Consider the following 24441-nt stretch of genomic DNA (forward strand, 5'->3'; position numbering starts at 1 on the left):
TTTTAGAGATGTCTTTATTCTGAAATTACTGTTTATTCATAATCCACCATATCCTTACATCGCCAATCCAAAATCTCAAATAGGAGCGTGATTTATGATTTGTTCAATGCAAGATTACCTAAAAATTATTAGTCCTCACCTGCATCCTGACTTGGTTTCTCCCGAAGCCTTGTCCTATATCCAGTCCCTTGCCCAAATCTTACCTGTTTCATCTCTGGCTGGCTTTGAATGTCGTTTGGGGGCAAATCAATCGAGAGTAGACTTCCAAACCCACTTAGCTTTGGAGCAAAACTTGCCAGAGCAGTTTTTGACTCATCCAACATGGCAATCGTTGCAGGAATTTTATCGAGAATGGGCATTACCAAAATCTGTACTGCATCAAGTGGTAGAGGGGATAGGGCTAGAATTTGATATTGATGGATGCCTCGATGGCGTACCCATTCCCTGCATTTTCTTGGCATTGAAACCGATAGCTGCTGGTGATAGCGATAGATTGATTGAAACAGGAAGCTCGCTCATTAAACATCGGATTTCTATACAATTGCAGTCAAATCTCAGACTGTGTGCTGATGCTCTACCTCCTGGCGCCTTCTTGAGTCATTTTGGGGCAATGTTATCACGCTCAAGTGAGGAGGCGATAAGGGTAGTTGTGAAGGGACTTACCCCAGAGCAATTGATTGATTACTTGACACAAATTGGTTGGACAGATCCGACTAATACATTTTCTACTTTGGTACCAACTTTATCTGAGTTCGTAGATTATATCCTGTTGAGCTTCGATGTGGGTAAAAGAGTATATCCCAGAATTTCTTGGGAAGGATTTCTTAAAAAACTGCCTCAAGATCAACCACACTGGCAACAATTTTTAGATTATTTAGTAGCACAGGAACTATGTGCTCCCAGCAAACGTGATGCCTTATTAGCTTGGAATGGATTTTCTCAACCATCATCTGCTCCTGAATTTTGGCCAAGGAATATTAGTTTGGGCGATCGTCTTCTCGGTTCTAGAGCCATCAGCCTATTTTCGAGGTGGATCAACCATATCAAAGTAGTTTATCAACCAGGTTATCCGTTGGAAGCAAAAGCATATTTGGGATTTGCTCATGGTTGGTTCGATGCCAGTCTTTTCACGCACAAGGAAATAACAAAAGGTGCACGATAGGGAACAATAATAGTTTTTCTACTAAAGACAAAAATCAAAGTCGATGATAAAATCATTATTTTTAATTTCTGACAACACCATGATTGATTCTATCTCCAAATCGCTCGATTTCTTATTTCAAAATCGACTGAAATATGGAGAGTTTAAAACCTACTTTTCCCTAGATGAAGCTATGATGCCAGATACTTGTACGTTTGACAGTATCTCATTTACTACAACTTTTGTTCTTTATTCTATGAGTTTTATAGAAGATTCAAAAGTTAGCCAAATGACACAAAAAGCAATTCAATTCTTAGTGGAGGAAAAGGAAATTGGTGGAGTCTGGAGATTTTGGTCGTCGAGAAATTCCAGAAACAAATTATGTCCTCCAGATTTAGATGATACTGCTTGTATTGCCTCTGTTGGTGAGTTTGCTTTAGGCAGTAAGCCCAAAGCTTAACTTAATGAATAATTTAAATAAGAAACAATGTCTAAGTTTCAACAACGACAACAAGAAATCAGCAATGGCAGTCACGCCTTAGTTATTGGTAGTGGTATTGCCGGCTTGCTAGCAGCTAGAATTTTACTGAACCATTTTCAGCATGTTACCATAGTTGAGCGCGATTCTTTACCAGAACAACCACAACTGCGTCCGGGAGTGCCTCAAGCAGTCCAGTCTCATGGAATTCTAGTCCAGGGTCAAAGAATTCTGGAGCAGCTTTTTCCCGGTTTGGATGATGAATTGATTGCCGCAGGTGCAATTTCTGTTAATTGGGGCGCAGACGTTCTTTATCTCAGTTCGCTGGGCATAGCACCAAGTTGCCCTTCGGACTTAATCACTTTAGAGTGCAGTCGCAATCTTTTGGAATGGGCGATTCGCTGTCGTTTAAAGACGGCGATTCGCCTACAATTTCTGGAAGCTACTCAGGTGAAGAAACTATTGACAGATGAGAGCCAATCCAGAGTCATAGGAGTACAAGTGCGCGATGTTCTAGCAGGGAGCCACCTAAAGGACGAGTGGGATAATTCCCAGTTCGGAGAATTAACAGCCGATCTAATCGTCGATGCTAGCGGACGTAATTCCTCTTTACCCAAATGGTTGGAGGAATTAGGTTATCCAACTCCTCGTGAAACAGTAATTGATGCTTTTCTGGGTTACACAACCCGCTGGTACAACTGTCCCGCGCATTTGCAGACAGACTGGAAGATACTGTGTGTCTTGCCCAACCCTCCACACCAATCACGCTGCGGCGTACTTGAACCGATAGAAGGCAACCGTTGGTCGCTTAGTCTTTACGGTTTTGGTCGAGATTATCCGCCTAATGATGAAGTTGGCTTTCTAGAATTTGCTCGGACACTTCACAGTCCCATTATCTACGAAGTAGTGAAAGATGCCAAACCCATTTCTCCCGTCTATAGTTATCGGCGCACAGAAAATCGCCTGCGTCACTACGAGCAACTCTCGAAATTTCCAGAAGGGATAGTGGCATTAGGAGATGCTGTCTTCGCTTTCAATCCCTACTACGGTCAGGGAATGACTGCTGCTGCTCTTAGTGCCTTAGTCTTAGATCGATGTCTAAATCAACGATGTAGGCAATCTCAAAACGCTCTAATCGGTTTTGGGCAACACTTTCAGCATCAGTTAGCTCGCAGTTTAAAGACTCCTTGGCTAAGTGCAACAAGAAGCGATCGCGTTTGGTTGACAAGTGAAGATACTATGACTATGGGAAAGCCAAATAAAATAAACCAGTTACTACAGCAATACGTAGAAGAGGTGATGTTGCTGTCAATGGACTCTCCAGAAGTACATCGGACAATGATAGAAATATGCCATATGGTCAAGCCTCCCATAGCGTTCTTCCAACCAAACATTGCAGTAAAAGTTTTAAGACAGGCTTGGAAAAGAAAAACAAAACTATCCTTATTTGCTCAATATTACGAACCCAGCATCACCAAGCACGAATAAAGCGAACTGAGATGTTCTGAAGGAGTGAATCTATGAATATCGTTAAACTCTTGTTACGAGCCTCTTGGTCTACTATTGTTATTGCAGTGTTTATGAGCGGACTCAGTGGTGGCTGTGCTGTTGCTCTGATTGCCTTAATTGCTACAGCGTTGCGTCAATCTCAGCCACCTTCTCTATTAGTGCTGGGAGGATTTATTAGCTTATGCTGTATTCAACTGATAACTCGCTTCATCTCGGAGGTTTTATTAACACGCCTCGGTCAGGGAATGACTTGTCACCTTCAGACGCTTCTAGGTCAACGCATTCTTGCCTCATCGCTACGTCAGATTGAAATCATTGGTGCGCCCGCACTGCTATCATCTCTGACTGAGGATATCGAGTACATATCAAACTTCGTCACCTTTATTCCTTTAGTTTGCATTAACATTGCCGTTGTGAGTGGCTGTCTGGTCTATTTAAGCTGGCTCTCAGGAATGCTTTTTCTTGTTCTGCTGGTGTTTTTGGAGCTGGGCATCGTCAGCCTTCTGTTCCTTCAAACAAAAGCGATCGCTGAACTTAAATTAGCCCGTCAGCAGCAGGATCGGCTATTTCAACACTTGAGCGCTATGACCGAGGGCATCAAGGAACTCAAGCTGCATAGCGCTCGCCGTCAGGCATTTCTTAGTGAAGATCTACAACTCACTAGTGTTGCCGCTAAAAACCATAAGATTGCCGGAATGACGATTTATACTGGGGCCGCTAGTTGGGGAGAAGCATTACACTTCCTAATTGTGGGCATCCTGCTGTTTTTCCTACCTAGCCTCCAACCAATTTCTCGCTCGGTTTTGTCAGCTTATGTACTCGCATTTATTTACATGGGAACTTATATAGGTCAAATTCTGAACGTGCTTCCTAACTTCGGTAAAGCAACGGTTGCTTTACATAAAATCTCTGATCTTGGGCTACTCTTGGAAAGTAGTGCCGAATCAAGAACTTTTACGTTGTGTGAATCTGGTTCATCCTGGCAACCACTAGAACTGCTGGGAGTGACCCATATCTATCGTAAAGAGCAAGATGACAGCAGCTTCACTCTCGGCCCGCTCAATCTAACCATAACTGCGGGCAAACTAGTTTTTATCACCGGGGGAAATGGTAGCGGTAAATCATCGCTAGTCAAGTTGCTGACTGGGTTATATATTCCCGAAGCTGGAGAAATTTGGCTTAATGGTTACTTAATTGATGATACTAATAGAGAGTGGTATCGCCAGCATTTTTCTGCGGTCTTCTCAGATTTTTACTTATTTGAAAGATTTTTAGGGCTGCACAAAATTGACGAGCGAGTACAGGAATATTTGGTCAAACTTCAACTTGAGCATAAAGTCAAGGTTGAAAATGGCAGACTTTCAACCACTAACCTATCGCAAGGGCAGCGTAAACGGCTGGCACTCCTAACGGCTTATTTAGAAGATCGTCCTATATATTTGTTCGATGAATGGGCTTCTGACCAAGACCCTATTTTTAAAAAAACTTTTTACGAAGAACTCTTACCAGAATTAAAATCTAAAGGCAAAACTGTTTTAGTTGTTAGTCATGATGAGCAGTATTTTGGCGCAGCCGATCAGATTGTCAGATTAGATTACGGTCAGGTTCTAGAAAAGACTCCTCTTCTGTCACTTTCCGAGTTTTCTCAATAAAGGAATATCGTGTTAAACGACAATTGCTTTTAGGGCGATCGCAGAGTTTCCGATTCTGAGCCTCAATTGCCCAAACCTTTGCTATATATGCATTTTGCCCCTGAAGGGGTGACAAAAGAGCTACAAAGCAGATTGACCAAAGAAAGGCAGAGGGCAGAGGGCAGGAGGCAGGAGGCGGAAGGAAGAAATACAATTTTTGTCCTTTGCCATAAAGGTCACAAGCCACTAAATTTATTTATGAAAAAATCAAGAAATACTGTGTCCTTGCCAACCTTGCCAAATCCCCTAAACTTATTTATGGGGATTCCCTCCTGCCCTCTGCCTTCTTAAATACTGGCTTAATAGACAATTGGTAAAATTAATAATCAGAAAATTGGAACTTGATCTCAGGAGACATATTTATGTTCAAGCAAAACTTTAATATGCATATTTTTTGGTGGATTTTGGTTTCTAGCGTCAATATTTTACTTTTAGTTATTTTTTACGAAACAATATATTTAAATGACATTTCAATAGCAATTTTTAGTGTCAGCAATATACTAGTAGCTGTTTTAGTCCGTAATGAACTGATTTTGCATTTATTGTACCGTTTGGCAGTATGGACTTCGGTAAAGATTGTTTATGGCAAATATTATCTTAATAGTGGCGTTCATTACATCGGTGGGGTTCACGCCTCATGTGCTACTTGGGGTTTTCTCTGGGTAATTGTTGATGTATTCCAGCAGTTGGGAAACCCAAGCGATCCTCTATCAATGGCTACAGAGAGCGATCCTGTATCAATCGTTACGTCCAGTATATTGTTAACACTTTTATTTATTATTATCCTCACCGCTATTCCCCCATTCCGCCATAAGTTCCATGATACGTTTGAAATCAGCCATCGCTATCTGGGATGGACTTGTTTGAGTATTCTCGTCTTGCATCAAATTAGATTTCAATTTATCATCGCTCTCAACCAAGCTTATCCTCTAGAAACTTTATTAACTAATCCAGTTTTACTCATGATCGCGCTGATGATTTTCAGCATATTTTTGCCTTGGATAAGCGTGCAGTGTTTTGATAATTTTAGGATGGATTGTCCATCTGTTGGAGTTTTAGTTGTGACTCTTCCAGGAAGGGCTGACGTAGGAACATTTGCTCGAATTAGTCTAGATGGTATTGAATGGCATTCTTTTTCTGTTGCAGGAACGAGTTTCAGCAAACAAACGGGCGAATCAGAAATTCATTTAATAATCGGTGCGGTAGGTGACTGGACTAAAAATTTGATTCGGCAAGTTGAAAAAGGAAATTTGCCCAAACGATTATGGGTTCGTCGAGTCAAGCCTCCTGGTTTTATGTTCTCAATTAACGCTTATTCACGAGTAGTTGTAATCGCAACTGGAGCAGGAATTGCACCAGTCATACCTCATGTGATAGAAAATAGTCACAAACTTTGTATTGTGTGGATCGCTAACGAACACGAACAAACTTACGGCGAAAAGCTTTGGTCTTTGCTTGACTCTCATCCTCGTTGCAATATTTTCGATACAGGAATGCATGGTAGACCAAATGTAGAGCAGCTAGCTCTTGGCGCCGTTCGAGATTTTAGGGCGCAAGCTGTGTTTTGTGTATCCAACAAAGCGGTTACTGAAAAGGTGGTCAAGGCTTGTTTGGGGAAAGGTATTCCAGCTTATGGAGCTAGCTGGGATTCTTGAGATTGTCGAAAAGCAAGTTTGTTGCTATTAAGGAATGAGATTACGTCCTGTACTTGTCTAGACGCTGGTTTCCTAAATACCCTAAATAGTCGCGCATAGTATGCGCGAAAAGTAACTAAAATTTAAATCGCTCGCGGATTTATAAGCAAAAAAAGTTTGATACAACTTACTTTTTAGTAGTGCTAATTAGAATAATGCTTCCGATATAGAAAAGATTTTCTACAATTTGTTTCATGAAATTAATTAAAACAGCTTCAGGAAAAATTATCCTTTCGATTCTAGTGCTTAGCTGTCTAGCTGTTATTGGAGTTAGGCTGAGACGCAACTTTTCTCAAATTCGCAGTGTACAAGCCTATGTTAATGGTGAAATCATTTTGGTGCGGGCATCCATTCCAGGCGAGCTAGAGTTGAAAAGCGAGAAAATTAAGTTGAGTAACCAACTTGAGAAAGGTACACAAATCGGTACTATTAAATCTACTGTCGAAAATCCACGAGTATCAGTCCTCAAAATTGAAAATCAGCAATTTAAAACTCGCCAACAAGATGTTCAACAGCAACTCTCTGGGGTAAAACAGCAAATTCAAAATCGAACTAAATTGATGAACTTGTTTAGACAGCAAACTGTCACCCAGAAAATGCTTCAAACCAAATACGCCGATCAACAGATAAAACAACTTGAAGAGGAAATCGCTGGAGAACAAGTCAGGAAAAAAGTAGCGCTTGCTGACGCTCACCGCCTTGCTAGTTTAGCAAAGGAGGGGGCAGAAACCATTTCCAGAGCTGAAAACAAAATTGCAGAAGCGCAGCAAGCCGAAGCTGTAGTAAAGGAAGCTCAATCCAGAATTGAGCTAGCCAAACTCAGCTTAGAAGCAACGAAAGCCGGACTTCAGCTAGAAGGAACTCGCACCTTAAGCTATCCTGAAACTCGCGTTCTCGAACTTGATGTAGAGTTAACAGACCTGAAGGAACAAGAAAGAATCCTCTCTAAACAAATCCAGAGTATTCAGTCACAGTTATCCATTACCAGTAAAGAATTGCTCTCTCAACAAAACGTCTTGGTCATAGCACCAACAACAGGTGTGATTTGGTCAATTGATTCCCAACCCCAGGAAATAGTCGAAGCTAATAAATCGATTATTCAGTTACTCAACTGTCAGAATCTTTGGATAGAGGCATTCATAAATGAGACTGATGCGTCGAAACTTGTCGTTGGACAAGAAGCCCAAATCAACCTTAATAACTCAAGTAATATCCAATGGAAAGGACGAGTAGAGACAATCAGAGCAGGTACAGGTCGTTTTGAAGTTGGGCAATATGTTGTAGAACCACCGCCAGAAATTGCCCGTCGTCAACTACCGATACGGGTAGCGACAGTGCGAATCAAAGTTGATTGGCATAAAACTACTAAATTTGACGATTTTTGTTTGGCAGGGAGGAGTGTAAACGTTCGCTTTCTCAAGTCAAAGTCCAAAGGGTTACAGACGAATGGCACTAAGAAAAGCGCAAATGTATTATTTACAAGGGTTTCATTACTTTGGAAAAACGTAGGCTAATGAAGCAGCGATCGCAAACTGAGGGTTGTAGATAATTCTGATTTTCGACCTTAAAACTATTATTTTTCTAGACCCTTTGCCAGGCAAGTATTTCAACTTTTCTTAGTGCCATTCGGGTTACAGACGATATGGCGGAATTTTTCACGAATCGTTGCAATGCTCCACATTGCCGGAAGTTGGTACTCAAAACTTTAAAAGGAATAAGAACATGATATTGAAAAGCTGGAATCGCTGCGAATTATGGGGAGTGAGCCAATCAGCCTTGGCATTACTGGTTATGAGTCGGGCATCTGGGCAAGTGTTGGCGGCAAGTAAGCCTACCTCAGTGCTGGTTCTTAGTGCGGGTCTGTCTGGCTTATATACGGCGTTGTTGTTAGAAGCCAAGGGTTTGTCTGTGACGGTTTTAGAGGCACGCGATCACGTCGGTGGCCGCGTTCATACTTTAGATGATATCCCCCGTAAGCCAGAAGCAGGGGCACAAGCTTTGAGCGAAACATATCGACGCTTGTTAGCACTGGCTGAACGCTTGCAAGTCCCAACTAAGCCAAGCCCTGGCTTAGACAAGGAATCAGGAATCGCTACTGTATATTAGAGGGCAAGCAGTATTGCCAAAAGACTGGGCTATTTCTGCTGCTAACCAGTTGGCAAAGAGCGAACATTTTCTACTTCCTCAAAAATTGCTGAGTCATTATCTTAGCAAAGGTAACCCCCTAAAAGATGAAGACGCTTGGATCAAGGCGAAATATTCATCTCTAGATATTCCCCTAGAGAAGTAGATTCGCTTTACGGTTCGTCATCCGTTCTAGGAAACTGATAGTTATCCGCCGATGATGTGGACAGACTCACTACTTGAAAGTGTGTTCCCGGTTCGAGATGAGCAAGGGCGAGTACAAAGCTTTGTCTGCTGGGCAGATGGAACCAATGCTAAACAGTTGGATGCCATGAATACAAACGCAATTATATAAAAAGGGGGTTGCTTTCATCTCTTTTTCTATCTGTGTCTCGCTATGCTTTGAATCATAATATGAGAAAAATTTTGAACAATAAATTAGAAAAAAGTTAACGAAATTTCAAGCTTTTGCACCAATCACAAAATTAAACTTTGCATTCACACATGAGAGAGAGTTGGAATTCTGAAGCATAACTAGAGAATGAGTTGAAAAAACACAATTGGACAAAACTTGCACAAAAAATCTCTGAAAAAATTGCTCTAACTTAAACTTTCAATTCAAAATATGGTTTAAATGCCCATGTTATGGTTCAAAACTTTTGTTTTAGTAGATATCTGAGTAAAAATCAAATATTTCATGTCCAAGCGATCGCCCAACAGCAAAGCGATCGCTAACCTCAAATCGTAGCTAGATAATAATGATAATCAAGCTGAAAGATTGATACAAACGCCGCTCATATCGGTTTTTTTTATCCCCTATACGATAATCATTATTAGTAAAAAAACTCGAATACTAAAAGTGAACTATAAACTGGATACTCATTTTTGAAGCATATCATTAAAATCTCATTTTTTGTTTCAAATCACACTCGCCACCAGTTAGAGTACGGCGAAATTACTCGTTATGGGAGTCTGCGCCTCCTTTTTTTTCTGCTTGATTTTCTTTAACTCAGACTTTTGTCAGTCAACCAGGTTAATTTTGTTGCGACGATTTATTTCAATGTATCAAGGAAAGCAAAGATTTCTGCTTTTTCCCTCTGACTTAAATCTATAAATCGATCCCTCACAATCTTCGCTTCACCACCGTGAGCAATGATAGCGTCACGATAGGTAAAAGCTCTCCCGTCATGGAGATAGCGAGAACGGTTACCAATCCCTACTAAGGGAGTCGTTCTCCAATCCGTTCCAATTGCTTGACCCTGGATAATCTTGTCGTCCAGTGCTGGGCCCATATCGTGGATCAATAAATCGGAATAAAGTAGCAATGGATCGCTGCTTTTGGTATGCAGGCTTTCTACATGGCATTTCACACATCCAATATTTATGAAAATTTCTTTTCCTCCATAATAGTCCTTTTTAATTTCGTGATGGATAGTTTGGGATATTTGATCGCCTCGATTTGTTGCTTGAATATTTATGTTAGTTCCAAGCGTATAAAAGTAAGCAACAAAAGTTGTAAAACCGATAATAAATACTGCTGAAATAATTAGCTTCTTAAAGTTGTGTTCAAGCAAAATATTTTTGATATCAGTTTTAAGCCCCAATGCAACCATTGCCATTAGGAAAAAGGAGGCTCCAGTTTGTCCTAAAAAAAACTTGACAGTTCCATTGATAGTGAATATAGAGTTTAGGATAACCATAAGGATAAAGAAAAGGATAAACCAGGGGAATTTCACCTGATTTACCGTATTCTTTTCCTGCTGTTTATAATTGTAAAAATGCCCAGTCAGAAGAACCATCGGAACAATCATCATAACTTTGATCAGCTTGATGAGTGTTGCGAAGTTGACGGCTGTATCTGATACAGCATACCCAGCTCCATAAACTTGGGCAAACTCGTAAATTCCAGCACCAGCAAAAAAACCGAAAAGTTGATCGTTCAGACTCTCAAGGTACCCATGATGATACAGGTAAGGGTATAGAAATAATTGAAAGGTACCCATCAACGTGATCATCGTCACTGATAGAGTGATAAGCCTATTCTCAGCCTTTACGACTGAAGCAGTTGCCAAAATTGCCGCAGCACCACAAATTGAACTACCAGCCGAAATCAGGATACAGAGTTGTCTGTCCAATCTCATTACCCTACTTAAAAAAAAGTAAACGACAATAAATACACTAACCGCCTCACCAACAGCCAAGAGTACAGGTTTATATCCGATGCTGACAAGAACCTGTACAGAAATGTTTAAGCCAATGAGAACTACAGCCGTTTTGATCAGATATGCAATGGTAAAGTCGATCGCTGTCCTCATAAACTGAGGTATCTTAAATACATTACCAACAAAAATACCAAACAAAACGGCAATTAATAACGGGTTTTGTGACAATCGATTTTGTAGACCCCCCGCCAAACCGTAAGTAAGATAAGTCATCAAAGCTAGAATAAGAAGACCAAAAATCAAGTTTCTAGAATTCTCTTGCTTAAAAATACGAATAGGTGCTGCCATAGATTATTCATCTCCAGATTGAATTCGTTTCAAGTATTGAGTAATCGCTTCCACAATATATCCATTGCCTGGATCAATACCTGCTATTTCAGCGGCAACTGTATAAGGGTTATCTAAGCCTACTTCTGAGGACAGAGCATCGCCTACCATATGCTGGAGGGTCGGTTGGTCAGCTTTCCAGCCATATCGCCCAATTTGTTTCCCATCTTTCGTATCAATGTAGTTGACTCGGCCTTGAATGCCATCGCCTTTTGAACGGGCATGGGAAATCAAAACATAGTCTGGAATTTCGTCAAGACGACCGATATTCAGTAAAGATGGCGGCATTCGTAGAGATACGATATTTGCTTTACGGGGAATTCCTGCCTTTTCTTGGGGGATCTCACCAAAACGACTGATATCATGTAGCTTCGCGACCGGAAAGTTGTGACTGTTGATGGGGTTAAAGTAACCACTCAGTTTGTTATATTGAGATACCCTCCGCACAAAACTTTCTTCCTTGGGGGAGAAGCCACCCACAATCGGATTGACATGGCATGAGACACATGAGTTAGCGTTGAACGCATGGCGAATGCCATCCTCAGATCCAAATTTCTTGCTAAATAACTGCCGACCTAAATCAACGGTTGCGGCAGGACTAGTGCTGGGGGCATTGTTTTCATAACGCCCCCCTTTGGAACTTTCTGGCGGTTGATCTGGGTAAAAGCCATCGGCATTAAATGCTGGGATTTTTACAATAAAATCATGATTACGTTGCCCTTCCATGCCAATGAAAATTGTTTGAGCATCATAGGAGGTGCTGATACTTTTTATCTCTCCATTCAAGCTATTCTGATAATCTGTTTTGACCTTGACCTTAGCTAATATTTTTCCCCTTTGATCCATTCGCAGAAGCGTGCCATTCTTATTGGCTACGTACAAATCAGACGTGCCAGCGAGTGTCGTATTGCTAGAAAACCGAGGATTGGCAATTTCAGGAATCACTGCGGCAATATCAACCGGCCTTTGGATTTCTGGCGAAGTAATGTAGGAAACCCCTTTGGCGCGATAAACATATTCGTCGGTCATCAAGCTCAGTAAAGCAATGCGATCGCCATAAAAATCAGTAATAAAGAGTCCAAAGTCAGGAATCCAACGAAAAACCGTGCCAGCAAAAGTGCCATCTTCTTGATGGGGTTTAATCACCGCTTTTTTGATCAGTCCGTCAACCCCATCTTGTACATGGATTTGACTTACACTGCCATCGGCCCCAACTGCCGCAAACACTGCAAAGTTCGTACTATCTGGAGAGTTTCCTAAGAAGGTCGTACTAATAGACCCTGTATTTAAATGCCCTGCAATGTATTGATGTCGGTTTTTTCGGGCTATATTCCCAGGAAGCCAGAATCGGAGATTCGTATTGGTCTGATAATCACCGTGAACGCGATTAGACATATCCCCAAAGAAAACGCCACCACTCTCAATACTGGGCGCATTCGCGAACGGTTTTCCATTCGGATCGCTAACACTGATTAGTCCTGCACCATCAATACCGAATGGGCTATTCGCCTGCCACGGACGACCAAAGGCATTGTTTATTGAGATATACGTCGGGTTAGAGACATTAGGAATATCTCGTGTAACAGCATTGCTATTGTAATATCCGTTGATATAGTCTCTATTTTGAGCGGAGTAAAGTATGACCTTGCCGTCCAGAGCTTTTTTGTCTTGGGCTGCAAAATTCTCAGGAACAGCATATTGACCTCGGCTAACCTCCAGAGAAAGGATTGCTCCAGGCAGCATTTGCTGATTGTAAAGATCCAAACCGTAATTAGATGCACTGCCAACCAACAAGCGTTCAGGATCGAGAACACCTCCTAAGGTTTCGATCAGAAATTTAGGGTTACTGGGTATGGCTCCTCCCGCATGAAAAGGACCAACCTGGCGAATACCAGATAACCCATAAATATCAGTAACAAGGAGATCAGCTTTCCTTTCATAAGTGGGGACTGTATCGGTTTCGAACTGGGAAATTATAGTAGCAGCCTGAACTCTAGTAACCAAGACTATAAAAGCAAAAAGCCCCACAAGAAGAATTTGTTTTATTTTAGACTTCATTATTTCTCACAAATTAAATATAAGAATCTTATTTGATTTTTGAATAAGCTACGTACATCTGTAGAGTGTCAAAATCAAAGGTAGTATGTCTAATAAACCACTCAAATATCCACTTTAAATGCGAGAAGGTTGGAATTAAAGCACAAAAACGCCGAACCCATGTTTTGGCTTGCAACCAAACATCCTAAGTGTGGATTTTGTACGGGGCAATTAAGGGCAAAACGGATACAGTGTATTTTCCATTGATCAGTTGGTAAGCTTTGATTAACAGAGTCTAAGAAACCTCTAATTTCCTTGGAGCGGTGGTAGCTAGCCCCATCCCCAAAAATTAGTAATCGTTAGTCGGGAGAGTCAGCTAGTAAGTATTCCAGGTAGTCGTTAGTATTTTTTGAGTTTCCCGCTTCAATTGCTTTGAGAATTAATTCTTCAAGGAGATAATTAAACAGGAGTCCTATATAGAACTTACGCATTGACAAAATTTTGATTGTGTAATTGCCATAGTGCATCTCTACATAAATCACCTCAACTGAGTAGGGTTTTAAAGCGCTTAGGACATAAGTCCTCATGGCTACATTTTTAAATAGGTGTCAGTGAACTCAATTTATGCACTTTTCGGAACATGGAACGCATCTGCAATAAGTAAAGGCTGTGTATTTTTTGTCAATACCTCCAAGGAATGGGAAACGAAAATTGAGAATGATAATCTATCAGAGGAGAAAAGCCTAATTATCATTAGTATTAGATTAATGAGAATCTGTGACGAAAAAATTATGGTTTGGGAAGGTGGCTTTGAATGCAGTGAATAGGCTGATCCCACTGCTACCAATTAAAAATCAGAAGGTTTAGCTAAGAACGTCTGATTTTCTACAGTGAATAAACTGATTTCACTGCTACCAATTAAAAATCAGAGCAAAGGGTATTTGTACTGAGTGCAAACTATACTCTATTTCTTATCAAGCCTTGAAGTCACGCCATCATAACTGATGGAGTTCACAAAACATAAATTTGCAATTGTAAAGGATAACAGCTATGGCAAATATTGTGGTGATTATTCCTGGAAATGACGCTAATAACATCTTGGATGGTACACCCTTTAGAGATGACTTGATTGATGGCAAGGGAGGAAATGACTTTCTCTTCGGAAATGGGGGTAATGACACTCTTGAAGGTAGAAATGGAAACGATAACCTTTATGGTGGTACAGGCAATGACGTTTTAATAGGCGGTAATGGCAGTGATTTCTTAGATGGCGGTGTCGGTGTTGATACACTCACGGGCGGAGATGATCAAGATACTTTTGGCTATTACGATTACGATCCCCCATTTGCTAATGGTTCCCCAGTGCAAACCCCCAACGGTATTAGTATGTTGAATCAGCCAGATATAATTACCGATTACCAAATTGGTGTAGATAATTTCCTCTTTGAAACTGGGCAACTCGGACTAGATTTTGCTGCCCAGGTTAAATATCAGGAAGAGGTTAGCTCTCAACTATCGGGTAATGCTAATGTACTAGTGTTGCTCGATGCATTTCCAAATGCTGCTGCTGCTGCCAAAGCCATTGCTGATAACAATAAGATTACATCTGATGAAGGATTACTTGTCTATTACAACTCTACACTTGGCATTTCAAGAGTTGTGTATTCTAATGACTTAGATGACGGCGGACCAATCAGCGTTTTGGCTAATCTGAATAATCTCACTAGCTTGTCTAGCCAGGCTAATTTTTCGCCTCAAGACTTCTCTTTTATCACCCTATAATATCAACTCTAGTTCTAGCCAGCCTCGTTTGAGCTTTCTAAAGGACTGATATTTTTTTTTGAAATACATGTAGGGAGTGTCAAGAAAGGATAACACCGTCCGAACACTTTGGTGCATTACGCAATGCTTTCACACCCTACATATACCTAGATTTTTCAAAAATTAAACTTAAATAAACCATTTAGATAAAGTACCCAACAAAACAATGATGACTGGCTTTACCCAACTCAAACCCCAGTTCGTAACTCATTTAGAATTGCTATGTCAAAAGTTTTATTTAATTTATTTAACTTGTGTGAATATTAATCAGCCGCTTCAGTACATTCTCAAACTATGCCTTCTGGCAACAATTGTTAACAGTTTAGCTATCAATGTTGTTGCTGCTGAAGTACAAACTTTTGGGCAAGATGGTAGACATGGGGTAGATGGTCGATCTGGACGAGATGGGAACTCTACTACCAAGCAAATAATTCGCGCTAGCGAACAAATACAAACGATTGACATCCCCGGTACAGATGGCGAAGCCGGAGAATCTGCTACCTCTGGCGAACAAGCTTCTGGATGCCAACAGCCGCAGGATGTAACAGTGAATGTATGCGGTGCTAAAGGCGGCAATGGCGGTAATGGTGGTAATGGCGGTAATGGTGGTCATGGCGGTAATGCTACTGTTTACTTTGAGTCATTATCTCAACTCAAGAATGTGGTGTTACGTAATCGGGGCGGGAGGGCAGGTATTGCAGGGAAGGGCGGACAAGCAGGTAGTGGATGTAACTGTACTCAACCGCGCTGGACTGTAAACTATTGCACTTGGGCATTGATGGCGCAACAAATCAATGTAGTTAACGCACAGTGGCAAGAAATTAACAGAGAATTATTTCGCTGTACGGGTGATGCGTTCTATGACGAACAACAATATCGACCCCAGCAGCTTCCAAATTTAGATCCAAACTACCGCTATGGCTGGAAATATATTGGTCTATCACAGCAGAGAGATTTTACTTGTGAGAATGGCCTTATTGGTCAACCGGGACGCAACGGTAGAGATGGGGAACCTGGTAGTTACGGTCAAGTATTGTTAGTCAAGGGTACAGAAATTCCTCAAGAACAAATTAGTTATGGCAATCGCGTTAGCCTGTTAGTTGATCGAAACATTGGGCTGGTCAAGAAAAATTTGTCGAAAAAAACCGGACTACGGAGTCTACTTGGTACTGGTTCGGATGTCCGAGATAGTTATCGTTTATTAGAAACCGTCCAAAGTTCTTTTAGAGTGTCTTGGCAAACTGTTAAACGCCCACAAGATTTAGGAGATCCTCCGCTCAAAGCTGAAATTACTGAATCGGGGAAATTGCAATTTTATATTCCAGGCACATTGGATTATATTCTCAATAATTCGCAAAAACCAACCGAAATTGCAATTACCGGAGGTATTCACCCCAAACGTTTAGGACGTTTTAAATTTATTGGATTTGATCGCTTCCCCGATCCCCGCAATTTTACTCTTCTAGATGAAGGTAAGCTTCTGGGCGAGCTAAAAGCAGTTGAATTGACAATTATTTTGTCCCAGAACAACTCCAAAGTCAGTGAGATGTCTTACCCACTTGTTCCACATCGACCCTATCCTCACTGGGCGGATGCTTATCAGATCAATTTGGGTGATCGCTTTGATTCTTGGCTTAAACCAGGGAAACCTGTTGAGTATGAAATTCGCATTCAACAAACCACCCGTTCCGGAGTCACCTATACATCTGGAATGAAAATTGGCTTTGTTGTGGGTAAAGTTTCTCATTCTCCCGATATTCAATATTACTCAGGAACGACACTAAAAGATATCTTAAAGCTTATAAGTAAGTAAGCAGGCAATACTTCTCGGTTAAGCTGTTAAGTATTTAATTTGCACATTGAGATCGCAGGGGGCAGGGAGCAAGGGAGAGGGTTTGCAGCTTTTATTACCATGAAAATGGTGCAAGTAAAATGACGATTAGCTTAAGAAGAAAAGCAAGGTAAGTGATAATTCTTCACTCACAAGTGTGTTCGGAAACGCAATCTAATGTTTCAAGCAGCAACTCACGCTAGAATATCTCCATTGCGCTTAGGTTTTACTGATACTGTCAAAGTCATTCGACGGTCTATTTCTGATTTTCAAGATGCCAGTAACGAGGAACTACCTTTTTTCTCCAAGCTAATTATTGGAATTTTGGAGCAAAAAAAATCCTCCAATACAAAGCAGATATAATCCCAGAGTAGTTAAAAAACCTCGTTTAAAGTTTCCATCTAAAAGACCAATCCACAGAACAAGGGGAGCTAAATTTCAACCACTCACCTTTTCTATTTTCAATATCGCTTAATTCTTAACCGAGAAGTATTGCTTAATGACATTAATTTTAACTACATTGTCAATAGAGCTTGCTTATTGAGATGATGCGGATGCCCTGAGAGGGTTAGAGTACTGGAGAGAATATCGAACCAATTTCCATATAGGTCTATCTTGGCGCTCGCCTGTTACTCAGTGGCTAGCTTTATACCTCCCTAACTTTTGCAAGAGGTCTATTAATTTTATGTCTGCTTCTAGAATCGAGCTGGCTTTAGCACAGGTTTCAGACGAGCTAAAAAAATGCGAAGTTTTTTTAGAGAAACTGATAATGTTCAGTAAGAACGCAGAGCTAAAATCTGTACCCATTAAAACCATGAATATGAATAAAAAATTACAACATAGTCCTATAGCCATTATTGGTATGGCTTCTATTTTCCCTAAAGCCAGAAATTTGCAGGAATACTGGGAAAATATTGTCAAAAAACTTGACTGCATTACAGATGTTCCTCTCTCACGTTGGAATACAAAAGATTACTATGACCCGAACCCTAAAGCTCCTGAAAAAACTTACTCTAAGCGAGGTGGGTTTATTCCTGATGTTGATTTTGACCCAATAGAATTCGGGTTGCCGCCTAACATTTTGGAAGTCACAGATGTTTCACAGCTATTGGGTTTGGTGGTAGCGAAAGAGGCTTTGGAAGATGCCGGATATGGTAAAGGACAGGAGTTTGATCGAGAGACTACCGGAGTAGTCTTAGGTGCGGCGCAGGCAAGCCAACTCAGCTTTTCACTGGATGCAAGGTTGCATTATCCCATTTGGAAAAAGGTTCTCAAAAGTAGTGGTTTATCCGATGAGGATATACAAAAGATTGTCGATAAGATCAAAAGTGCTTATGTGCAATGGGACGAAAATGCTTTCCCCGGTATATTAGCTAACGTAGTTGCTGGACGAATTGCCAACCGTCTTAATTTAGGTGGAATAAACTGCGTAGTAGATGCTGCCTGTGCTAGTACATTTGCTGCTTTAAAAATGGCAATTAGCGAACTAGTAGAGCATCGGTGCAATATGATGCTAACTGGTGGAGTAGATACAAATAACTCAATCAATACTTATATGTGTTTTAGTAAAACACCAGCTATCTCTCCCACTGGAAATATCAAACCTTTCGATGCCGAGTCGAATGGAATGATCGTGAGTGAAGGGATTGGCATGGTAGTTCTCAAACGCCTTAAGGATGCTGAACGAGACAATGACAAAATCTATGCAGTAATCAAAGGAATTGGCACTTCCAGTGATGGGCGGTACAAAAGTATATATGCGCCTCGACAAGCAGGGCAGGTGACAGCATTAAGGCGTGCTTATGAGGATGCAGGCTTTGCACCTACCAACGTCGGTCTAATTGAAGCTCATGGCACAGGCACCATAACTGGAGACCTTACCGAATTCGCAGCTTTAAAAGAATTTTTCGGCGAACAAGATTCAAGAACGCAGCACATTGCTCTTGGTAGCGTGAAATCCCAAATTGGACATACAAAAGCTGCTGCTGGTGCGGCGAGCTTGATCAAAACTGCTTTGGCGTTATACCACAAGATATTACCACCCACAATTAACATTACTCAACCAAACACCACACTCAACATTAAAAACTCGCCGTTTTATTTGAATACCGAAACTAGACCCTGGATTCGGACTGAAGGAGAACCGCCAAGACGTGCAGGTACGAGTTCTTTTGGCTTTGGTGGTACAAACTATCATATCGTCCTAGAAGAATACGAAGCTGAACAGAACCGCCCTTACCGCTTACACAGTAATCCCTCTGAGGTGCTGCTATTAGCACAAACCCCTGCACAATTGCTGACCACTTGTGAAGAGATTTTGGCTCAGTTGCAATCTGAAGCTGGAGACAGACATTATGCAGAACTTGTGGAGGTGTGTAAAACACAAGAAATTCCTCCAGTTGCAGCCAGAGTGGGGTTTGTGGCAGAGTCAAAAGCTGAGGTTTGCAAGTTTCTGCAAATTACTATTGATTTGCTGAAAAACAAAACCTCTGCATCATCGTGGGAGCATCCCCAAGGCGTTTACTACCGGCAAACTGGTCTCGAGCTTGCAGGAAAAGTAGTTGCTTTGTTCTCCGGACAAGGTTCGCAATATTTAAATATGGGTCGGGAGTTGGTAATAAATTTTCCGGAGGTAAGGCGGATTTGTGCCTACATGGATAGCCTGTTACTCAAAGATAATTTGCCGCCGTTGTCGGAGACAGTTTATCCCCATCCCGTGTTTGAGGAGGCAGAAAAGAATGCTCAAGTCGCCGCATTGCAGCGCACGGAGTATGCTCAACCTGCCATTGGGATGTTAAGCGCAGGACTTTACAAAATACTACAACAAGCTGGATTCACGGCAGATTTTGTTGCAGGACATAGTTTCGGAGAACTAACGGCTCTGTGGGCTGCAGATGTTTTAAGTGACAAAGATTACTGCTTCTTAGCAAAAGCCAGAGGTCAAGCAATGGCAGTTCCTCAAGACCCTGGTTATGATGCGGGAACCATGCTAGCTGTAAAAGAAGACGCCGTTAAGGTAGAAGCAGTTCTCAAGCATTTCCCGCGAGTGGTAATCGCTAATCTGAATTCTCCACGTCAAGTCGTTTTAGCAGGAGCGACGGCGGAAATAACCAAAGTACGCCAAACTTTGCAAGAACAAGGATCTACCGCCATTTTGCTACCTGTAGCAGCAGCTTTCCATACACCGCTGATTGCTTTTGCAAAAGATGCCTTTGTCACCGCAGTTAAGCGTGTCACTTTCTCTGACCCCAAAATACCCGTTTATACCAATGTCACAGGAAAGCAATATCCTCAGGAACCAGCAGCAATTCAAAGAATCTTGGAAAACCATCTCTTGAACTCGGTACTGTTTCAGCAAGAAATAGAAAATATCTATGCAGCGGGGGGTTATTGCTTTGTTGAATTCGGTCCAAAGGGAATTCTTACCAATCTGGTAAAAAACATTTTAGGCGATCGCCCCCATCTAGCTATAGCGTTGAACCCTAGCAGCCAAAAGGATAGCGATCGCTCCCTGCGGGAAGCCGTCGTGCAGTTGCGCGTCGCTGGTTTGCCTCTGAAAAATCTCGACCCCTACCAGACACCACAAGCGATACCCGCAATTGAGCACAAGCAGCGGTTAAAAGTGCGTTTAAGCTGCACTAACTATGTATCAGAAAAATCAAAGATGGCATTTGAGCAAGCTTTGCGGGACGGTCATAAAGTCAAATTACTTGAGACCAAATCTGTAGAGATGGCTGCTACTGACCCACAGCAAACTCCATCTATGCCTGTAACTTCAACAATTTTAGAGAAAAATGGGCATAACGAGAATCACCCTGCCGAGAGTCCTACCATGTCAACCCCCACTCACATGACTAACTCCCTCTCCCAAGAACAGCTACAGGTGACATCCAAGCGAGTTTTACCTCTACCAGTTTCAGAGTCAAAGATGCCAACTTTACCAGATAAAGATACTGTGAATTACCAACGGGCTTTAGAGAGTTTAGAGTACCTCCTAGCACAGTTTCAGCAACATCAAAGCGATCGCCTACAACTGCACGAACAGTATCTCAACCATCAGATGGAATACATGAAAACCTTTTCCCATCTGATGCAGCAGCAGAATTCCTTATTGGCTAACAATACTTCAATAGACGCAGCACAGATCAAACCCGTTGGCATGGATAGCTTAGAGCGCAGCATGGTGCAGTTTCACGCTCACCACAATGAAACTCTACGCATCCACGAGCAATATCTTCAGTATCAGGCGGAATACACTAAAAACTTTTTCCACCAAGTTATACATCAAGAGTATTCCAAGCTGATCCGTGGTGAGGAGACTCATCAACCCGTTGAGTCTTCTCAGACGATGATATCTCGCGAGGATGAATTTTCTACTCCTACTCTTCCAGCAGACCTTCTTTCTACAGAAAAGGCTTCGTCGAACGGCAAACAAGAACAAGTCCAGGCTTTAGAAACCACTGTTGCTAAAGAGGATAGCCCTGTCCCTGCCAGTAGCAATATCTGGGACAACCTTGAGCTAGTAGCAAAAAATGGTTTAACTCCTACCGTAGAGGATAGGGTTATCCTACCCGCTACTCAGCAGGAAACCAATCTCGATCTAGTTGCTAACAACAGCTCAACTCCAGTTCAGGCAAGTATAGCAGTCAGTACCCAAACTGAACCGACAGTTACTGTAGTAACCAGTACAACCGTCGAACCTACAGGTTCACAAGCTCTTACACAACCAGTAGAGATTGATTTAGCTGACCTGGGTGACAACTTGTTAGCCATGACGAGCGACAAGACGGGCTACCCAGTGGAAATGCTAGAGCTAGATATGGACATGGAAGCGGACTTGGGAATTGATTCTATCAAGCGTGTGGAAATCCTGGGGGCAATGCAGGAGTTGTACCCCGATTTGCCCAAGCCGAATCTGGAAGAACTGGCAGAAAAGCGCACTATCCGTCAAATTGTCGAGTATATACAATCTCTGACCCAGAGTGTCATCCCTATTGAAGTTGCAAATGATGTAACAAAAGCAACAAATTTTGCTCCTATTGTCCCTCCGACAGCAACAGTAATAACTCAACCTGAGCCAGTAGCCAGCAATGACTTAACTTTAGTGCAAGAAACTGTAGCAATCAGTACAACCATCGAAGCTACAGCTTCAGAAGCTCTTACACAACCAGTAGAGATTGATTTAGCCGACCTGGGTGACAACTTGTTAGCCATGACGAGCGATAAGACGGGCTACCCAGTGGAAATGCTAGAGCTAGATATGGACATGGAAGCGGACTTGGGGATAGATTCTATCAAGCGTGTGGAAATCCTGGGGGCAATGCAGGAGTTGTACCCCGATTTGCCCAAACCGAATCTGGAAGAACTGGCAGAAAAGCGCACTATTCGTCAAATTGTCGAGTATCTACAACAGGTAGCTGCTGGTGAAAAAAAAAAGTTGGCAGACCCGTCTGACAACCAGCAATTTAACCTAAACCACAATATTGTCCGCAGTCCAGTCAAACTTAGATCCCTGCCTAAACCCGATTTTTTGGAGTTCACTTTACCGAAAGGGTATATCAGCTTGCTCACCGATGATGGCTCTCCCACTACTTCAAAGTTAGCTGAGTCTCTGACAGAGAAAGATTGGAAAGTGGTCGTTTTAAGTTTTCCCAAATCACTCATTCCACAAAGTTCGCCTTTACCTGCGGGTGTCAATCGTGTAGTGCTGGCAGATTTGAGTGAGGAGCATCTGCAACAGCAATTGGCTGCGATCGCGACTAACTATGGTGCGATTGGCGCTTTCATCCATATAAATCCTGTATTTGAAGCAACTCGCAACGGTAGTATTCACTATCTTGAAGTGGAAAAGGCGATTGTCAAGCATGTCTTTTTCATGGCGAAACAACTGAAAAAATCCCTCAAAGAAGCAGCACATGATGGACGTAGTTGTTTCTGCACCATTGCCCGTCTCGACGGTTCCTTTGGACTGGAACACAAGGTAAACTTTGGTGCCATCAGCGCCGGTCTATTGGGATTAACCAAGAGTTTGAATTGGGAATGGCAAAAGGTATTTTGTCGAGCGATCGATCTCAGTCCCGCTATTGATGCCGAACAGTCAGCAGACCATATCATTGCCGAATTGCACGACCCCAATCTTTACATTACCGAAGTTGCTTATGGCTCGCAGGGACGAGTAACCCTTATCAGTACAGCCGACAGCGAACACCATTGGGGATTTTAGATTTTGACTTTTAGATTAGTTGAAACTTTTCCCATTACCCTTATCGCTTCTGGATTTCAGTTTTATAAACTTTAGTTGTGTTTAGGACAAATTGACAATGATGAAACCTCTAATACCGCCATCCTACTATCAGGACACCGAAATCTTCCAACGAGAACAAGTGTTGATATTTCAGAATCTATGGAATTTTGCTGGATTTACAATAGACTTGCAGAGCCACAATGATTACATATGTGCAGAAATTGGTGGCAAGTCTATCATCGTTCAAAATTTTCATGGTGAGTTACGAGCATTTCTCAACGTTTGCTCTCATCGCTTTAGTCAAATTCACCAACTACCTCAAGGCAATGGTGCATTGAAGTGTCCTTATCATAGCTGGACTTTTAACTGTGATGGGATTCCTATAGGTATTCCCCTGGTAGAAAGATTTGATACAATAACCGATGCAAAAAGAGAATCTTTGAGACTGGAAAAATGGCTGGTTGAGACATGCGGCAAACTAGTTTTTGTCAAAAGAAATGATGACGGTATCATATTAAAAGAGTTTTTAGGTAGTATTTATGAAAAACTAGCTGAATTTTCGGAGGCATTTGGTCAAAAGATTAATGAATGGCAAGTCAAAGTCAATGCTAACTGGAAAATAACTACAGAAAATACTTTGGAAGGTTATCATGTTTTTCCTGTTCATAAAAACACCTTCGGCAAATATGGTATTCCAGTAGATATAAAATACATTTGTAATGAGCTCCATACGGGTTACAGTGATAAAGGTAATCCTGAGTATTTTGAAAAGTTCAAAAAAAAAATTGATAGACCAGCTAACTTTCTAAAAAAGATTTTTCTGAAAAAAGCCGAATCTATATTTGGAAAGAGACCATTAAAGCTAGGTAGTTACTATCATCAACTTGTTTTTCCCAATTTAACGATTAGTACAAACGATGGAGTTGGATTTAGCGTCCAAGTTCATCAACCCATCAATTCAGAGGAAACAAAACTAGTTCATCATTTGTTTGCATGTAAGTTAGAGCTTAAGTCCAAGATCGAACAAGGTATTTTTGATAGAGTAGCTCAGCAATTCACGAAGATGTACGTGGCAGTTTATGAAGAAGACAAAGCTATTTGTGAAACGGTTCAAAGAGGTATTTCTTCACAAAACAAGGAGGGTGGCATCTTCAGTTTGGAAGAACAACGTATTTACGAATTTCATAAAGCTTACGCTATAATCATGAACTTTAACCCAACATAAAATATTCAAAAAACATTAGTTAGCATTTGCATTCTTGTCTACGATGAAGGGCGATTCATTCGTCAGTCGTTAGAGCCTTTACTAGCACCGAACTGTA

General features: G+C 41.5%; 16 protein-coding genes and 1 pseudogene. 14 read left to right on the top strand and 3 right to left on the bottom strand.

The annotated features are described in order from the left end of the window. The first annotated feature begins 94 nt into the window (after positions 1-94). The 9 genes from H6G96_RS26305 (at position 95) to H6G96_RS26345 (ending at position 8992) form a co-directional block, all read left to right on the top strand. Positions 95-1162 (top strand): hypothetical protein, encoded by a 1068-nt coding sequence (locus H6G96_RS26305; RefSeq protein ID WP_190914999.1) that lies wholly within the window; start codon positions 95-97, stop codon positions 1160-1162. Positions 1163-1205: 43 nt separating this feature from the next. After that, a complete protein-coding gene (locus H6G96_RS26310; protein WP_190915001.1) occupies positions 1206-1601 on the top strand; it encodes a hypothetical protein in 396 nt (131 codons plus the stop codon). Between the two features lie 27 nt (positions 1602-1628). Continuing rightward, positions 1629-3107, top strand: a complete 1479-nt coding sequence (locus tag H6G96_RS26315) for a 2-polyprenyl-6-methoxyphenol hydroxylase-like oxidoreductase (protein ID WP_190915003.1) — start codon at positions 1629-1631, stop codon at positions 3105-3107. 32 nt (positions 3108-3139) lie between these two features. Continuing rightward, positions 3140-4780, top strand: a complete 1641-nt coding sequence (locus H6G96_RS26320) for a cyclic peptide export ABC transporter (RefSeq protein WP_190915005.1) — start codon at positions 3140-3142, stop codon at positions 4778-4780. 401 nt (positions 4781-5181) lie between these two features. Beyond that, the gene (locus H6G96_RS26325; RefSeq protein WP_190915007.1) at positions 5182-6474 is read left to right on the top strand and encodes a hypothetical protein; all 1293 of its coding nucleotides are present in this window, start codon (positions 5182-5184) and stop codon (positions 6472-6474) included. A gap of 233 nt (positions 6475-6707) precedes the next feature. Next, positions 6708-8027 carry an HlyD family efflux transporter periplasmic adaptor subunit gene (locus tag H6G96_RS26330; RefSeq protein ID WP_190915009.1) on the top strand — a complete coding sequence of 440 codons (1320 nt, stop codon included), beginning with the start codon at positions 6708-6710 and terminating at the stop codon, positions 8025-8027. Positions 8028-8235: 208 nt separating this feature from the next. Next, positions 8236-8619, top strand: coding sequence for an FAD-dependent oxidoreductase (locus tag H6G96_RS26335; RefSeq protein WP_190915011.1), 384 nt, complete (start codon positions 8236-8238; stop codon positions 8617-8619). A 13-nt stretch (positions 8620-8632) separates the two neighbouring features. Further along, positions 8633-8803 carry a hypothetical protein gene (locus tag H6G96_RS26340; RefSeq protein WP_190915013.1) on the top strand — a complete coding sequence of 57 codons (171 nt, stop codon included), beginning with the start codon at positions 8633-8635 and terminating at the stop codon, positions 8801-8803. Between the two features lie 51 nt (positions 8804-8854). Next, positions 8855-8992 carry a hypothetical protein gene (locus tag H6G96_RS26345; RefSeq protein ID WP_190915015.1) on the top strand — a complete coding sequence of 46 codons (138 nt, stop codon included), beginning with the start codon at positions 8855-8857 and terminating at the stop codon, positions 8990-8992. Between the two features lie 697 nt (positions 8993-9689). Here H6G96_RS26345 and H6G96_RS26350 read toward each other — a convergent pair. The 3 genes and pseudogenes from H6G96_RS26350 to H6G96_RS26360 form a co-directional block, all read right to left on the bottom strand. After that, positions 9690-11147: a putative sulfate exporter family transporter gene (locus H6G96_RS26350; protein ID WP_190915018.1), complete on the bottom strand. Its 1458-nt coding sequence runs from the start codon at positions 11145-11147 to the stop codon at positions 9690-9692. Between the two features lie 3 nt (positions 11148-11150). Continuing rightward, positions 11151-13244, bottom strand: a complete 2094-nt coding sequence (locus H6G96_RS26355; protein ID WP_190915020.1) for a di-heme oxidoredictase family protein — start codon at positions 13242-13244, stop codon at positions 11151-11153. A gap of 28 nt (positions 13245-13272) precedes the next feature. Next, a pseudogene (locus H6G96_RS26360) lies at positions 13273-13729 on the bottom strand (IS630 family transposase); the annotation flags it as partial. A 544-nt stretch (positions 13730-14273) separates the two neighbouring features. Here H6G96_RS26360 and H6G96_RS42465 point away from each other — a divergent pair. The 5 genes from H6G96_RS42465 (at position 14274) to H6G96_RS26385 (ending at position 24344) form a co-directional block, all read left to right on the top strand. After that, positions 14274-15005 carry a calcium-binding protein gene (locus tag H6G96_RS42465; RefSeq protein ID WP_190915022.1) on the top strand — a complete coding sequence of 244 codons (732 nt, stop codon included), beginning with the start codon at positions 14274-14276 and terminating at the stop codon, positions 15003-15005. Between the two features lie 205 nt (positions 15006-15210). Beyond that, complete coding sequence (locus H6G96_RS26370) at positions 15211-16857, top strand: hypothetical protein (RefSeq protein WP_190915024.1); 1647 nt, start codon at positions 15211-15213, stop codon at positions 16855-16857. A gap of 195 nt (positions 16858-17052) precedes the next feature. After that, a complete protein-coding gene (locus H6G96_RS26375) occupies positions 17053-17238 on the top strand; it encodes a hypothetical protein (protein WP_190915026.1) in 186 nt (61 codons plus the stop codon). 322 nt (positions 17239-17560) lie between these two features. Then, a complete protein-coding gene (locus tag H6G96_RS26380) occupies positions 17561-23098 on the top strand; it encodes a type I polyketide synthase (RefSeq protein WP_190915028.1) in 5538 nt (1845 codons plus the stop codon). Between the two features lie 97 nt (positions 23099-23195). Then, complete coding sequence (locus H6G96_RS26385) at positions 23196-24344, top strand: aromatic ring-hydroxylating dioxygenase subunit alpha (RefSeq protein ID WP_190915030.1); 1149 nt, start codon at positions 23196-23198, stop codon at positions 24342-24344. Positions 24345-24441: the final 97 nt, after the last annotated feature.

This window comes from Nostoc sp. FACHB-892, from assembly GCF_014698795.1.
Lineage (GTDB): Bacteria > Cyanobacteriota > Cyanobacteriia > Cyanobacteriales > Nostocaceae > Nostoc.

Bases quoted from the DNA above. Each gene is read 5' to 3' on its own strand.
- H6G96_RS26370 (WP_190915024.1), top strand. From the start codon at position 15,211: ATGATGACTGGCTTTACCCAACTCAAACCCCAGTTCGTAACTCATTTA.
- H6G96_RS26380 (WP_190915028.1), top strand. From the start codon at position 17,561: ATGTCTGCTTCTAGAATCGAGCTGGCTTTAGCACAGGTTTCAGACGAG.
- H6G96_RS26330 (WP_190915009.1), top strand. From the start codon at position 6,708: ATGAAATTAATTAAAACAGCTTCAGGAAAAATTATCCTTTCGATTCTA.
- H6G96_RS26385 (WP_190915030.1), top strand. From the start codon at position 23,196: ATGATGAAACCTCTAATACCGCCATCCTACTATCAGGACACCGAAATC.
- H6G96_RS26355 (WP_190915020.1), bottom strand. From the start codon at position 13,244: ATGAAGTCTAAAATAAAACAAATTCTTCTTGTGGGGCTTTTTGCTTTT.
- H6G96_RS26320 (WP_190915005.1), top strand. From the start codon at position 3,140: ATGAATATCGTTAAACTCTTGTTACGAGCCTCTTGGTCTACTATTGTT.
- H6G96_RS26350 (WP_190915018.1), bottom strand. From the start codon at position 11,147: ATGGCAGCACCTATTCGTATTTTTAAGCAAGAGAATTCTAGAAACTTG.
- H6G96_RS26305 (WP_190914999.1), top strand. From the start codon at position 95: ATGATTTGTTCAATGCAAGATTACCTAAAAATTATTAGTCCTCACCTG.
- H6G96_RS26325 (WP_190915007.1), top strand. From the start codon at position 5,182: ATGTTCAAGCAAAACTTTAATATGCATATTTTTTGGTGGATTTTGGTT.
- H6G96_RS26335 (WP_190915011.1), top strand. From the start codon at position 8,236: ATGATATTGAAAAGCTGGAATCGCTGCGAATTATGGGGAGTGAGCCAA.
- H6G96_RS26310 (WP_190915001.1), top strand. From the start codon at position 1,206: ATGATAAAATCATTATTTTTAATTTCTGACAACACCATGATTGATTCT.
- H6G96_RS26315 (WP_190915003.1), top strand. From the start codon at position 1,629: ATGTCTAAGTTTCAACAACGACAACAAGAAATCAGCAATGGCAGTCAC.
- H6G96_RS26375 (WP_190915026.1), top strand. From the start codon at position 17,053: ATGTTTCAAGCAGCAACTCACGCTAGAATATCTCCATTGCGCTTAGGT.
- H6G96_RS26345 (WP_190915015.1), top strand. From the start codon at position 8,855: ATGATGTGGACAGACTCACTACTTGAAAGTGTGTTCCCGGTTCGAGAT.
- H6G96_RS42465 (WP_190915022.1), top strand. From the start codon at position 14,274: ATGGCAAATATTGTGGTGATTATTCCTGGAAATGACGCTAATAACATC.